This window comes from Aeromonas sp. 97A (assembly GCF_051919185.1).
Taxonomy (GTDB): Bacteria; Pseudomonadota; Gammaproteobacteria; order Enterobacterales; family Aeromonadaceae; genus Aeromonas; species Aeromonas veronii.
The window spans coordinates 1,585,777-1,601,171 of sequence record NZ_JBQBFF010000001.1 but is presented as its reverse complement, the minus strand read 5'-3'; the positions used below and the strand labels follow the sequence as shown (position 1 = coordinate 1,601,171).

3 protein-coding genes and 1 pseudogene are annotated in these 15,395 nt (G+C 60.2%); 1 reads left to right on the top strand and 3 read right to left on the bottom strand.

Features of this window, described 5'->3' with window-relative positions; translation table 11 throughout:
- The first annotated feature begins 402 nt into the window (after window positions 1–402).
- A pseudogene (locus tag ACTG27_RS07130) lies at window positions 403–11,099 on the top strand (retention module-containing protein).
- Window positions 11,100–11,198: 99 nt separating this feature from the next.
- Here ACTG27_RS07130 and glpC read toward each other — a convergent pair.
- From glpC to glpA, 3 genes are read right to left on the bottom strand one after another with little or no spacing between them, the layout of a single operon-like run.
- Complete coding sequence (glpC, locus tag ACTG27_RS07125; protein ID WP_429219949.1) at window positions 11,199–12,401, bottom strand: anaerobic glycerol-3-phosphate dehydrogenase subunit GlpC; 1,203 nt, start codon at window positions 12,399–12,401, stop codon at window positions 11,199–11,201.
- A gap of 51 nt (window positions 12,402–12,452) precedes the next feature.
- Window positions 12,453–13,718 (bottom strand): glycerol-3-phosphate dehydrogenase subunit GlpB, encoded by a 1,266-nt coding sequence (glpB, locus tag ACTG27_RS07120; protein WP_421277586.1) that lies wholly within the window; start codon window positions 13,716–13,718, stop codon window positions 12,453–12,455.
- Window positions 13,708–15,381, bottom strand: coding sequence for an anaerobic glycerol-3-phosphate dehydrogenase subunit A (glpA, locus tag ACTG27_RS07115; protein WP_439979394.1), 1,674 nt, complete (start codon window positions 15,379–15,381; stop codon window positions 13,708–13,710). Before glpA ends, glpB begins: the two co-directional genes overlap by 11 nt.
- Window positions 15,382–15,395 lie beyond the last annotated feature (14 nt).

Here is a 15,395-nt window from a genome sequence, read left to right as displayed (position 1 = left end):
GCCAGCTGAGCTGGATTGCTGCCCTATTGTTCACAGATTCTGACAATGACTTATGCTGATAATTGACTGAATATGCAAATTCTCGGTGTCGTGCTGTGAGCTTTCGACCTTCGGATTATGATCCATTTATTGAAGCTGCAGTGGATTTATCGTCAAACGACAGAAATGGTCACATGGAGTCTGATAGACCTGTTAATAAAGGTGATGCAATTGGGGTCATCCAAATCTCATTTCATTTAAAAAGGCCTGTTAGATGCACAATCTTGTAAGTTATGGCCATTTTATGGCAATCATTGTCGAAAATAGCGAAAAGACCCACTTAGTCTGGTGCGGGATGATTATTGAACAGACAAGTACCCTGTAGGTACTGATGTTGGTGGTTAAGGTTTTGCTGGAGGTTGTATGGCAGAGTTGCAAATTGAAAAGTCCACGGTGATCACCCAACTCGAGGGCTCCGTGTTTGTCATCAGTGCAGATGGATCTGTCATGCGAGCAAAGGTGGGGATGGCGCTGCAGCCGGGGGATCGCCTGCAATCCGTTCAAGGGAGCAATTTTCAGCTAGCCGAGCCGGGCAGTGATCCTGCTGGCGTGCAAGAAACGGCCGCCAAACCTGAGCCCGTCACGCCTGCTGCTGATGGGCAACCGGCCGATCCGGAACTGGCCTCATTGCAAGAGGCGATCCGTCAGGGTATTGACCCGACCGAATTGTTCCAGGAGACCGCCGCCGGTAACGCAGCCGCTGCGGGCAATATCGGTGGTGTAGCCGGTTCCAGCTCGGGTGGATTTGTGGTGGTCGATCGTACCAATGACGCCACCCTGGCCGAGGCCGGTTTTGATACCGACCATACGGTGCAACCTGTGGGCGATGAGCTGCTGTTTTCCGAAGAGCGCGATTTCTTTGCCGCCATCATCATCACCGAGCCCCAAACCAGCGACAACATTATCAACGCCGATGAAGCGGCTGGCGTCATCATTCGTGGTGTGGTGGATGATGTGGAGGTAGGCCAGCCAGTCACTGTGACCCTTATCGATCAGACGGGAAATTCACTGACGGTGACGACAGTGGTGCTGCCCGGCCTGGTGTGGGAAGCCAATTTTGGCGATGTGACCGGCAAGCTGGTGGATGGCCCGTTGCAGATTGTGGCCAATACCCAGGATCAGGCGGGCAACAACGCCAGCGATACCGGACAGACTCTGCTCGATACCATCACCACCATTACCCTCGATCTCGCCGATGAGAGCGACACCGGCGCCAGCCAGACCGATGATCTGACCCGCGACAATACCCCGCTGCTGCAAGGGAAGGGGGAGCCCGGTGCCACCGTGACCCTGAGCCTTGGCGGTAGCGTGCTCACCGTCCTGACGGTGGATGCCGCCGGTAACTGGCAATATCAGCTGCCGCAGACCCTGGCCGATGGCCAGTACCAGTTTCAGGTCAATTCCGTGGATATTGCCGGCAACCGCGCCAGCGATACCCTCATTATCAATGTCGATACCCAGGCCTTTATCGATATCGATGATCTCGATTCCGCAGCCCTGTTTGGCAACAGCAGCGCCACCCTGAGCGGTTCCACCAGCAAGGTGGAGGCGGGTCAGAGTGTCATCATCACTCTGGTCGACAGCAATGGCCAGCCGCTGTTGACCACCTCGGCACAGGTCGGGGCCGATGGCCGCTGGCAGGTATCAGGTCTTGATCTCTCCGGTATCAATCAATCCTTTGAAGTGCGTGCCAGTGTCACCGATCTGGCGGGCAACAGCGCCAGCGATGGTGCACCGCTGATTGGTCAGAGCGAAACCCTGACGCTCTCCGAAGCCGGATTGGCCGATGGCCCGATCACCGCGACCGGTAGCCTCAATACCGGTGCCGGTCAGGATGGCAATCTGCAAGTCCAGTTCGCTGCTGATCAGAGTGCCTTGGAAGGGCTGGGGCTCGTCAGCCATGGCGCGCCTCTTGGCTACACCATCAACGGTCAGACCCTGACCGCCAGTGCTGGTGGGGCGACTGTCTTCACCCTGACCCTCAACAATGACGGCAGTTACCGCATCGTCTGGAGTCAGAGCCTGGATCACGGTCAGGACGCGTTGCGCCTGCCGTTCAACCTCGAATATCGCGACAGCGACGGCGATCTGGTGAAGGCGCCGTTGGTGATCAATCTGGTGGACAGCAATCCGCCTAGCTTCGAGATCCCGGCCATTCCTCTGACTGAAGATGCCTTTACCAACGGCGCCGCCGTGGCGGGCGAGAGCAGCTTTGTGGTCAAACACACCGCCGATCCTCTGCTGGTGGATTCGTTGGTGTTCAGCAATCAGAACAGTACCCTGACTACCCTCAACGGCTCGGGTCTTGCCAGCGATGGTCATCCGCTGACGTTTGAATTTGCCGATGATCGCACCCTGGTGGGTTACTACCTGGATGGCAGTGGCCAACGGGTGGAGGTGCTGCGCGCCGAATTGAATGCGCAGCAGCAGGGCAGCGATCTGGCTGGACGGGTGGTGGTCACTCTCACCGGCCCGCTCGATCATCAGGGCAGCGACACGCTTTCCCTCGGTTTGCAGGTGAGCGCCAACGAGATCGATGGCGACAGCACCAGCGCCAACCTGACCCTGACCGTCAATGATGGCAGTGATCCCGCATTGGGCATCGATAAGGGGGTCGCCCTGCAAGAGGGGGGCAACCAGAGCATCGATGGCCAGCTGCCGGTGACGGTGGGGAGCGATCGTCTGGTCTCCCTCAACTTTGAGGCGAGCCAGCTGGCGTTGGCGGGGCTCACCAGCCAGGGCAAGGCGACGAGTTACGAGGTTCAAGACAACCGGCTGACCGTCAAGGATTGGCAGGGCAAGGCAATCCTCACCGTTACCATCGGACTGGATGGCAAATACAACGTCTCCCTGACCGGCGTGTTTGACGAGCCGGAAGCGACCAACAGCCTCAACCTTGGCCTGAAGGTACAGGGCTCAGATTTTGACGGCGACAAGAGCAATCTCGGCACCCTCAATATCACCATTACAGATGGTGCCTTGCCGCAGGTTAATCCTGTCTCCCTCACGCTCACCGAAGATAGCAACTGGCAGCAGGGCCAGACCCTTAACGGCGATCTGACTATCACTGCGGGCAGCGATCCGCTGGCCAGCATCACCTTCGATGCCAATCAGCCGGGGCTGCAAGGGTTCACCTCGGGCAAGCAGGCCGTGACCATCACGGTGGCCGATCATCGTATCGAGGGGCGTACCCCAGATGGCAAGCTGGTGTTTGAGCTGACCCTCGGTAACGATGGCAAATACAGCTTCACCCTCCATCAACCGCTGGATCAGGGCAGTGCCGACAGCCTGCTCAAGGCGGGCTTTACCCTGCTCGACAGCGATGGTGACAAGGTCTCCTCCACCATTACTGTGGCGGTGGGTGATGGTGCCAATCCGACCATCTCCGCCGTGACCGGCACCACCATCACCGAGATGGCGCAAGGGGAGACGGCTGCCGTCAGCACCATGAGTTTCTCGGTCGCGCACGGCAGCGATGCCCTTGACCCTAACTCTCTTGGTTTTGATATCGCCGCTATCCAGAGCACCCTGACTGGGCTCACCAGCCACGGTAACCCGGTCACTTTCGCCGTTGATCCCGCAACCGGCCAGCTGGTCGGAACCGCCGGTGGCCAGGTGGTGCTGCGCGCCGAGCTGAGCCTGGTCGATAACAATGGCAACTGGAGCGTCACCGCCAAGGTCACCCTGAGCGGCGAGCTGGATCACAAGGGGAGTGAATCCCTCAACCTGCCGCTTGCCGTCACCCTGGCCGACAAGGATGGCGATCGCATCGGTACCACGTTGCCGCTCACAATCGTGGATGGCAAGGCACCTAGCTTTATTCCGGGCAAAGGCGTGTCCCTGGATGAGGGGGACCTCACCGGCAGCAACAGCCTGAGTCAAACCGGTCACTTCGATGTGCAAGCCGGGTCGGATCGGGTGGTGGAGGTGGTGTTTGCCGATGGCAGCCAGCAGCCGGCGCTCACTGCACTTGGCCAGCCCGTCAAATACGAGCTGGTTGATGGGGACTCCGCCATCCCCGGTAGCCAGCTGATCAAGGGTTATGTGATGGTGGATGGCCAGCGGGTCGAGGTGTTCGAGGTCAAGCTGATTGGCAGCCTCGATCAGGCGGGCAAGAACGGGTTTGACTATCAGGTCACCCTCTATCAGGGGCTTCATCAGGGCGGCAACGCCGTGACCGAGCTGCCCATCAAGGTGATCGTCAACGACTACGATAAGGCAGGTGGTAACAACGACAGCACCAGCGGCACCCTCAATATCCAGATTGGGGAAGGGGAGAAACCAACCCTGACCCTGAGCGATGTAACCCTCAATGAAGGGCGCTTCGATGGCGCCAACTCGGCCGTGGATGACCAGCAGACGAGCGGCAAGATCACCATCAAGGCTGACTCGGATCCGGTGACTGATGTGCGATTGACCCTCTCCGGTCAGGTCATGGATGCCAGCGGCAAACCCATCACCCATAACGGCGAAACCCTGACCTGGAAAGCGGTTGGTACCGATGGTCACACCTTCCAGGCGGTGACCAGTGGCGGTCTGGTAGTGATGACGGTCTCCATCCCCACTGTGCCCGCCACCATCGCCGCTCACACCAGCGCAGAGATCGGTTATCAGGTGACGGTGCATACCAACCTGGATCACGGGGCAGACAACAAGCTGGAACTGAATCTGCCGGTAGAAGTCACCGACAGCGATGGTAGCAAAAATCAGGGAACCGCCACTGTCACGGTGACTGATGGCATCAACCCGATCATATCCGCCATTGAACCGGTTCGGGTCGAGGAGTCGGATCTCGATGCAGTGAACGGTCAGCATCCGGGGACCACACCTGCAGAGAATGGAGAAACCGATAGTGGCAAGGTGACCATCACAGCCGGTTCGGATCGGGTTGCCTCCCTGGAGCTGGATGTGGCTGCATTCAATCAGGCCAATCACCTCACGTCGGGTGGCAAAGCGGTTACGCTGGCGGCACACAGCACCGGCTGGTATCTGGCTACGGCCGAGGGGGGCAAACCCGTTTTCTGGGTCCACCTCGATGTTAACGGCAGTTACAGCGTCCATCTGGTAGGCCAGCTTGATCACGGTGCACAGGGCAAGGATGAGTTGACCATCGAAGTGCCGCTGTTTGTCACCGATCACGATGGCGATCGCAGTCCGAACGTCAGTGTGACCGTGACGGTACAAGATGACATGCCTATCGGCACTGTGCTGGCACATACCCTGAGCGAGGGGAGCAGTACCGTGACCGGCGATCTGCTGCCTACTGCCAATGAAGGTGCGGATGGTGCCCGCGTCGAGTCGATTACCATCAATGGCCAGACGTACGCCATCAATGGCTCTTTGATACAAGATGTGATGAGCCCCGATGGCAAGCAGGTGATGGGAACCCTGACCATCTCTGCCGATGGCTCCTACTCCTTCAAGCCTGCGGCCGGTTTCAATCACGATGCAAGTCAGCTCAGTCAGCTCAGTCAGGTGGTGACAGCCCATCTGGTCGATGGCGATGGCGATCGTGCAGACAGCACACTGACCCTCAATCTGCAGGATGAAGCGGTGCGCTTTACCGTTAGCGCAGCCATTGGTAACGAAGATCAGGGGTCGCAAGACCCGAGGCTGGGTATCCCTATCAACATGCAGCTCGATATTGGCGATTTCGATCGCGGTGAGCATGTGGATCAGTTGCTTATCCAGGCGCCTGCCAATGCCCATGGCACCTTCTATTACAACGGCGTTGCCCTCACCACCACGGCTGATGGCAAGTGGTTTATCGTGCCGCCAGCGGCCATGGTGACCAGTGATAATGTTCACTACACCACTCAGGGGGTGACCTTTGTGCCTTCAAGCAACTGGTCGAGCTGGAGCAATGGCGGTCAGCCGCTGCACTTCCAGGTGCAACTGCAGGTCGGTGTCACCGAAGGGGCGGCACCTGCGGCTGTAACAGGCGATCTGGCTGTGACAGTGCGCGGCGTGGCCGACAAGCCGATGTGGGACACAGCCAACACCACTCGCCACTATGACACCAATGAAGACAGCACGGGTATCAAGCTGGACGTCAAGGCGAGCCTGACTGACACCGACAGCTCCGAGACGTTGACCTATCAGATCAAGCTGGAAGCGGGCAAGGGAACCCTGATGCTCAACGGAGTCGAGCTCAAGCCAAATAGCAGTGGCATCTACACCGTTTCGGCCGGCAACATCAACAAGGTGACTGTTGTTCCGGGCAAGGATTTCAGTGGTGACATCAAGCTGTCGGTGACGCCGATCAGCACCGAGAAGAACCCGATCGCTCAGGGTCAGGGTACGGCGCAGGGAGACAAAATTGATCTGGTGATCAATGTCAATCCGGTGGCCGATGACGCCAAGCTCACCGTGCGTGACATTCAGGGCAAGGAAGACACCCTGCTCGATCTGGGCAGCAAGATCGCCCTTGCTCATCTGGGTGACAAACTCGATGGCTCCGAGCAGATGTTTGTCCGCATCAGTGGTCTGCCTGACGGTGCAACCTTGTTGCTGGGTGGTTCCGCCGTTGCACAGAACATAGCCGGTTACTATGAGGTTCCTTTTGATCGGATTGGCGAACTCAAGCTGCAACCGCCGAAAAACAGCAACGTCGATTTCGATCTGACCATCAAGGGGGTGGTGAAAGACACGGCGATATTGACCGATGCGAACGGCCAGACCCATACCGTGGTGAACGAAAAAGAGACGGGCTCCCAGACCCTTCATGTGGATCTGGTGGGGGTGGTGGATCAGCCTCACTTCGAGCTTGGCAATACCGGCTGGGAGGCCGAAGGGACAGGCTATGCCATCACAGTGGGTGAGGATGGACGGGCGCCGCTCAACTTTACTCTCACCTCGGGCGAGTGGGTCGATACCCCGCATGACACTTCCGAGAGCCTCAACGTGGTGCTGCAAGGGCTGCCGGAAGGGGCCCGGGTCTTTGATGCCAATGGCAAAGAGCTGACTCTTACCTTTGCCGGACTCGACGCCCATGGCAAGCCGACCTATCAGGTCGATGTATCCGATTTTGGCAACCTGCTTATTCAGCCGCCCCATAACAGCACGGCGGATTTGAACCTGATCGCCAAGGTGGTGGTGACCGAGAACGATGGCGATCACCAGAGCTTCGATGTGCCGCTGCATATCAAGGTGGAACCGGAGATTGACGCCACCGACTACAGCAAGACCAGCCATGGCCTAGAAGATCAGTTCACCGTGCTGGACTGGCATCCGACCCTTACTGACGGCGCCGAGAAGGTCACGGCACTGAGTCTCTCCGGGGTGGAAGATGGCTACCAGATCTGGCTGCGAGTCGGCGGTGTCGAGAGCCAGCTGACCGTGGTCAGTGGCAAGGTCACCCTGACAGCCGCCCAGCTCGACAGCCTGCTCAACGGGGGGCAACTGCTGGTGAAGGCGCCGGAGGATAGCGATCGGGATACCACTATCCAGAGCCATGTTACCGTGACCCAGCATGATGTGGATTCGGGCGCGGTGGCCGAGAAGGTGATCGATGGCAATCTGCATGTCGATATCCAGGCCGTGGTGGAGCCCGATGGCGTGCTGACCCAGAGCGGTGGAGCTCTCGTGGGGCAGAGCGGTGCTGATATAGACCTGACTGGACGCTTCGTCTTTACCGACCTCGATCCCTCGAGCGTGGAGGAGATCGACTATCTGGTGATCAACCTGCCGGTGTTGAACGGTGGTGCAGGCGATCAGTTCGTGGTGGTTGGCGGTATCAACAACGGTAACGGCAGCTGGATCGTGCCGGCGGGCAACCTCGGCAGCTTCAAGCTGCATGCGCCGGACGGGTTTGTCGGCAAGGTTGAACCGATCCGCATCGATGCCATGGTGATCGACCGTGGCGACGATGGCGATGCCAGTGCCCATGTCAAAGTGAGCCTGCAAACCAGTGCCGAATTTGAAAACAAGCCAGTGACGCCCAAGACACCGGCGGCGACTGTCGATATCGACGACAACGCCGTGCTGGTGGGCAAGGAGGATATCCGGGTTGATTTTGGTCAGCAGCTCAAAGGCGTGATCCATATCGGCGGCGCCGACCAGGCCAGCGACGAGGTGACCATTGTCCTCAAGGGATTGCCAGCAGGCGTCACCATCAGCGGGGCCGAGTACAACATCTCGACCGGTGAATACGTCATCAAGGTGCCACCGTCACTGGCGGGCCTGGAAGGGTTGACCCTTGGTTTGCCACAGGACTTTGCCGGTTCGCTCAATATCGAGGTGAAGGTGGTGAATACCGATACCGCCAGTGGCGATATCAAGGTCGACAGCAGCACGGTTAGGGTCGATGTGGCCCCCGTGGTCGATGTGAATGGTGGTCGTGGCGAGCATCCGGAACTGACACTGACCGTGCAGGACACCAATCAGGACGGGCAGCCGGACAATCTGGAAGATAGCGAGATCCACCTCGATCTCTCGGTGAAACTGGCCGATATCAGCCCCTCCATCGCGGGCGGCGGTCTCGAAACCGTTGAGCGGGTCACCATCACGGTGGATGCCAAATATGGCTACTTCCTCGATGGCAGTGGCAAGCCGGTCAACACCCTGGTGGTCAACGGTGTGGCAGCCCTCAAGGATTTGGTGTTTGTACCCAAAGAGCACTTCAGCGGTCAGGTGCCGCTCGACATCAAGGTCGATATTGTCGATACCGCGCTGGTCGGTGGCCAACAGGTGACCGACAGCGGCAGCTGGAGCGGGCAGGTCGGCTTTGAGGTGAGACCGGTCAACGATCGGGCCCAGCTCTCGGTGCACAGCGTCACGGGGAGCGAGGATGGCACGGTCAACCTTGCCGGATTTGGCGCAACCCTAATCGATAATGATGGCTCGGAGCAGATCGTCGCGCTGCAGATCAAGGGGGTACCGGATGGCTTCACCCTGTCGGCTCCGGCGGTCAACAATGGCGGCGGCGTCTGGCAGATCCCGGTGGGGACCGATTTCTCCAAGCTGACCCTGATCCCGCCAGCTGATTTCAGCGGCACCGTGGAGCTGTCGCTGAGCGCCTTTACCCTCGACAAGGGGCTCACCATTCCGCTCGAAACCAGTGGCAGCTTTACCGTCACCGTCAATCCGGTGGGGGATGCCCTTATCGCCGACATTCAGGGTCAGGCGAGCGGTACCGAAGGGGATGTGATCACGCTGGATCTGGGGCTGGAGACCCGGGATACCCAGCCAACCGGCGGCAGTGCGGGTAATGTGCATGAGAACAAGCCCGAGCAGGTGCGGGTCACCATCGAAGGGGTGCCTGATGGTGCCGAGATCCGCTTGCCAAATGGCGTGGCGGGGACGGTTGTTGATCTGGGTGGCGGTCGTTGGCAGGTCACTACCGAGGGCGGCAAGCTGGGTGCAGTCGAGCTGGTGACCAATGATGCCAACGGTGCACTGGATCTCAAGATCACCGCCCAGAGCCTCGACAACGGCGCCCTTGGCCCCGAGGTCAATGGCACCATCCATGTGGATGTAAGCCCGGTCAACGATGCGCCAATCAACGTATTGCCAACGACCCCTCAGGTCGCGCAGGAAGATCAGCCCTTCGTCATCCACGGTTTGCAGGTGAAAGATGTGGATGCGGGCAACAGCCCCATCAAGATCACCCTGTCGGTGAACATGGCACCCTGACGCTGCCTGCTGGCAGCGGCGTGACGGTGGTCGGCAACGGCACCGGTTCGCTGGTGCTGACCGGCACGCTGGCCGATCTCAATGCCTTGCTCTCTGGCGGGGTCACCTATCAGGGCAACAGTGATTTCTACGGCAATGACGCCCTGACCATGGTCACCAACGATCAGGGGAACACGGGGAGTGGCGGGGCACTCAGCGATACCGATGTGCTACCCATCGAGGTGCAGCCGGTCAATGATGTCCCGGTCAATCAGCTGCCTGGCAGCATGACGGTGAAGGAAGATGGCTCACTGTCGCTCTCCGGCGTCAGCGTGAAGGATGTGGATGCAGGCAGTGCGCCTGTCTCCATGGTGCTGCGTGTCGAGCATGGTGTACTGACCTTGCTGGGTGCAACCGGTGCCGTGATGGTGCAGGGGGCGGGTACCAGCGAGATCACCCTGGTGGGGTCGCTGGCTGATCTCAACCAGTTGCTGGCAAGCAACCTGCACTATGAACCGGCCAAAGATTTCTGGGGAGAGGATACCCTTACCGTCACTACCTCCGATCAGGGCAACACTGGTGCGGGTGGCCCGCTGAGCGACACCGATCAGGTGACCATCACGGTCACTCCCGAGCCGGATATGCCGGGTCTGACGGTGGCTCAGCATGAGTTCCATGCCTTGCAGGGGGCCGTTATCCCCCTTGGCATCAACGCCAGCGTGGTCAACCCGGCCACCGGTGAACTCTCCATCCGCATCAGCGGCCTGAATGGGGCGCAGGTGCAGGACGAGCATGGTCAGAGTGTCGGTCATGCCGATAGCAATGGCGACTGGCTGATCCCGGCCGATCACTCGGTTCCGCTCTACTTCAGCGGTTTTGGCGACGGTGACCATGTGCTGGGGATCAGTGCCGAGTCGAGTGTCGGCGGCTCAACCGTCAGCACGCCCCTTGAGACCATCACGGTGCACGGCCAGAGTGGTCATGAGCTGGTCGGTTCCGATCAGGGGGATTGGCTGTTTGGCTCCTCTGGCGATGACCGTCTATTGGGGGGGCATGGCAACGACATTCTCACCGGCGGGGCTGGCAGCGATCTCTTCGTTTGGCAGCACGGGGATGAGGGGAGTCAGGGGCAGCCCGCCATCGATACCATCACCGACTTCCATCCGGAACAGGGGGACAAGATCGATCTGGCTGACATGCTGCAAGGGGTCACTGGCAATGGTGTCGATGATCTGCTCAAGCATCTCTCAGCCTCGGTGACCACGGGGAGCAATGGCCTGAGCGATGTGAATCTCTCGGTTTCACCCGCGGGTGATGGCCAGATAACCCAACAGATCACCCTGAAGGATGTGGACCTGACCAGCTGGAATCTCACCAGCACCTCGTCCCACGATATCCTGCAGAGCATGCTGGAAGATCAGCATAGCCTGATCATCCAGCACCCCTGATAGCGTGCGTGAAGCGTAAAAAAGAAGAGCCGGCAATTGCCGGCTCTTTGTTTATCTCTGCGTGGATTGTTTTTATGCGACCGCAAGGGCCGGGGGGATTCAGGCCAGCGCCTGGGCCAGCAGGTGGATCGGATGTTCACAGCGGAAGCTGGTGCTCATCTCGATCTGCCATTTGCAGGTCTCGCAATCGGTGATCACCAGATCGGGGGAGAGGCGGTTGATTTGATCAAACAGCCCCTCGCCGATGGTCTGGCTGGTCTGGTAGTTCTCCGACTTGAAGCCGTAGGTGCCGGCGATGCCGCAGCACTGGGACTCCAGCACCGTCACCTTGACTCCGGGAATGGCGCGCAGCAATTCGAGGGTGTAGATGACGCCCCCCATCTTCTCCATGTGGCAGGGGGTGTGGTAGGCGATGTGCAGATTGAGCGGCTTCATCGCCGGTTTGTTGCCCTTGTAGAACTCGTTCCACAGGAAGCGGGTCACCAGCGAGATGCGATCCCGCACCTTGTGGTTGTCCTGCTCCAGCAGGTGGGGATATTCATCGCGCAGGGTAAAGCCGCAGGTGGAGGAGGTGGCCAGCAGTGGCATCTCGTTGCCCAGCAGGGAGCTCTCCATCTGCTTGATGTTGAAGGCCGCCTGCTGCTTGGCCTTGTCCATGAAGCCGTTGGCAATGAGCGGCACGCCGCAGCACTTCTCCCGCTCAAGCAACTGCACACCGATGTTCATGGCGTTGAGCACCTGTACCAACTCCTTGCCAAGCTGCGGGTGGTTGTAGTTGACGTAGCAGCCGTGGAAGTAGGCGATCTGCCGCGCAAAGCGGGCCTGAGATTCTTTTTGCTTCTTGTACCAGCCGCGGAAGGTGCCCTGGGAGTATTTGGGCAGGTCGCGGTGGGATGAGACCCCCAGCGCCTTGTCCAGCACCAGCTTCATCGGCTTGAGGCCGGTGGTGAAGTTGACCACCGGGGCCATCAGGGTAGACATGCTGCCCATCAGATCGGTGTGGGAGAGGACGAACTCGCGGATCCCCGGTTTGAAGCCGCTGTACTGGTGTTTGGCCTTGGCGATGATGTCGCCGATGCGCACCCCGCTCGGGCAGGCCACTTCACAGCGTTTGCAGTTGGTGCAGTGCTTGAGGGCGCTGTCAAAGAGCTCGGGGCTCTTGATCCGCAGTCGCTCGCCATCCGGGCCCGCCTGTTTCGGGCCGGGGTAGGCGGGGTTGGCCTTGGCCACCGGGCAGTAGGCGGTACAGACGGTGCATTTGATGCACTGATCGAAAGTTTGGTTGGCGTGATCCAGTAGCATGTCAGTTCTCCTCCCGTAGGGTGTGAAGGCACGGGATATGGGACAAAATCATCATTGAGCTGAACTCAAAATGTGACCGGCGGCCTGCCAGCCGGTGGCAACGGCAACACCGGAGCCGGAACCTTCACGAATTGGGTCGTAATGGGCCAAGACACTGCCCGCGCCATAGAGGTTGGTGAGCGGCTTGCCGCCACGCAGCACTCTGAGTTTGTTGTCGGTCTTGACCCCGAAGCCCATGAAAGGGTGATGGTCAAACAGGCGACGACCGGCCCAGGCATCACGCTCCTCCAGACTCAACACATCGGCATCGAAGATGGGCTCGCGAATGCCGCGCAGACGGGATTCCAGCCCACGGCTGAAGAAGCTGCCGGAGGCAAGCACGAAGTTGTCCGCCTCGAACAGCTGATCATCGCCATTCTGGGTATGTACGCCGACCACCCGGTCACCTTCGTAACGGGCGCCCAGCACCCGCTCGCTGGTGAGGAAGGTGCCACCAAGGGCCATAAAGCGGCGCTTGAGCGCCTCCTGCATTCTCATTCCGATCAGAGACGGCGGCATGGTGGCCACCTCCTTGATGGTGCAGCCGGTGCGCTGCTCCAGCTCCGCCAGACGCGGGCCAACCAGCCCCAGCGACAGGCAGGCGGGCAGCACGATATGGCGGCAACCGGGTACACCGCTCTCCTGCACCATGCGGCTGATCTCGCGGGCCAGATCGGCCACCAGATGATGCTTGTCACACAGGCGCGCGATGTCGGCTGAGCGAAACTCGTGGGGGTTGCGGCTGAATTCGGCCAGTTGGGGCAGACGGATTTCGCCGGTCAGAATGCGGCAGTGGGCAAAACGCGGATGGGTCGCCAGATTGGCGGCCGCCAGTGCCGGATGAAAGTCGCGAAAGCCCTCGAGGGTGGCCAGCAGCAGTACATCCGGGATCGGCGCATCGGTGACGCAGGCACAGGTATCGGGGGAGAGCCAGGTGCGCTTTAGGGTACCGATGGGAGTCAGGCGCTGGTGATTGGTGTCGTGGCGAACCAGCGGCAATCCCTGCTCGGCGCAGTGGCGCTGCAGATCGGCTAGACTCGCTTCGATATTTTGCATTCCTACTTTGCTGTAGGGGTGATCCGGATGGGCAGCCATAAAGGCGGGCAGGGCGGCGCGGGGATCCCCCTCGCTCTCCAGCAGATCGACCGAGCCGGAGGAGAAGTGCAGCGCACTCTGGCCGGAGGCCATCAGCAGGGTCTTCTGGCCCGCCTCTACTAGCCGCAGGGCGGCCGAGAGTCCCGCCATACCACCGCCGATAACGATATTGTCAAACTTCATGACGGCTCTCCTTGTGAGTGGTCTCGCTGGTTGGGCCGCGTGGGGTATCGGCAACCAGCTGCGGCGCCGTCCATTCTCCCAAGCCAAACAGCCCTTCGTAGATCCAGTAGGTGAACTCGGCCTCGCGCAGGGCATCGCCCCACAGGACGGGGCGGGTTCCCTTGTAACGCTCCTCAAGGAACTGGCGCAGCATGACGCAGGCCTGACGGCCATCGGCCTTGCCGTACTCCTGCATCAGACCGGCGGCGCGGTAGGCGCACAGCTCGCCCTGACAGGGCCCCATCCCCAGACGGGTGCGGCGGCGCAGATCGATGAGGTTGTCCACATCCAGCTCGCGCAGGGCGTATTCGATTTCGCCCGCGGTGACCATTTCGCACTCGCAGATCAGGGCGTTGGCTTTGGGATTGTCACGGAAGAAGGCGATGACCCGCTCGCCGTGGCGGTACTGGGCCGACCCTTCGACCGGCACCGAGAGACCGGGAGCGGAGATCTTTTCCGGATCCCGCGAGCCGGGCAGGCTCAGCTCGGCGGTCTGGCAGGGTTTGCTGTTACCGAGCTTCTTGGCCAGCAGATCGGTGGCCCACTCCGCCATCAGGCGGTAGGTCATCAGCTTGCCGCCAGTGATGGTGTTGAACCCCTTGAGGCCGTCGCGCTCGGCGTGATCGAGCAGCACGATACCGCGGCTGATGTTGCGGCCGGTGTCGTCACCGTCCACCGCTACCAGCGGGCGCACCCCGGCGTAGGCGCGCAACAGACGGGTGCGGGCCATGATGGGGGCGAGCTTGATCCCCTCGCGCAGCAACACTTCGACCTCTTCGGGTTCGACGGTGAGCTGGTCAATCTTGTTGTAATCGATGCGACTCGAGGTGGTGCCGATGAGGGAGATGGTATCGCCCGGCACCAGAATGTCCGCATCCGCCGGTTTGCGGGCGCGGTTGAGCACCAGCTGGTTGATGCGGTAATCCATGATGAGCAGGGATCCCTTGGCCGGGAACATGCGGATGCCGAGATCGGCGTATTCGCAAATTTGCTGGCCCCAGATGCCGGCGGCGTTGATCACCTCCTGACACTCCACCTCGAACGCTTCGCCGGTGCGGGTGTTGATCGCCTTGACCCCGTGTACCCGATCCTGGCTGCGCAGCAGCCCCAGCACCTTGCTGTGGGTGAAGATGCGAGCGCCATGTTCTTTCGCGTCCAGCACGTTGGCCGCGGCGAGGCGGAACGGGTCGACCGTGCCGTCCGGCACATGGATGGCGCCGATCATCGCCGGGTTGGCGTTGGGCTCCATGCGCAGGGCTTCACCGGGATCGAGCTGGCGGGTTTCGATACCGGCCAGAGCGCAGGCATCCATAAAGGTGGTTTGGAAATTGATGTCATCTTCCGGCAGGGTAAGGAAGAGGCCGCCCGTGTCTTCGACACAGTGGCTGGCAATCCGCTTGAGGATGCGGTTTTCCTGGATGCATTCGCGGGCGGACTCCTGATCCGTCACCGCGTAGCGGGCACCGGAGTGGAGCAAGCCGTGGTTGCGGCCGGTGGTGCCGGCGGCGATATCATCGCGCTCGAGCAGGATGCAATCGATGCCGCGCAGTGCGCAATCGCGCATGATGCCGGCCCCTGTGGCACCGCCGCCTATGATGACGACTTGTGTAGTTATTCTATTCATTGTTGCCCGTCTCA

Bases quoted from the DNA above. Each gene is read 5' to 3' on its own strand.
- glpB (WP_421277586.1), bottom strand. From the start codon at position 13,718: ATGAAGTTTGACAATATCGTTATCGGCGGTGGTATGGCGGGACTCTCG.
- glpC (WP_429219949.1), bottom strand. From the start codon at position 12,401: ATGCTACTGGATCACGCCAACCAAACTTTCGATCAGTGCATCAAATGC.
- glpA (WP_439979394.1), bottom strand. From the start codon at position 15,381: ATGAATAGAATAACTACACAAGTCGTCATCATAGGCGGCGGTGCCACA.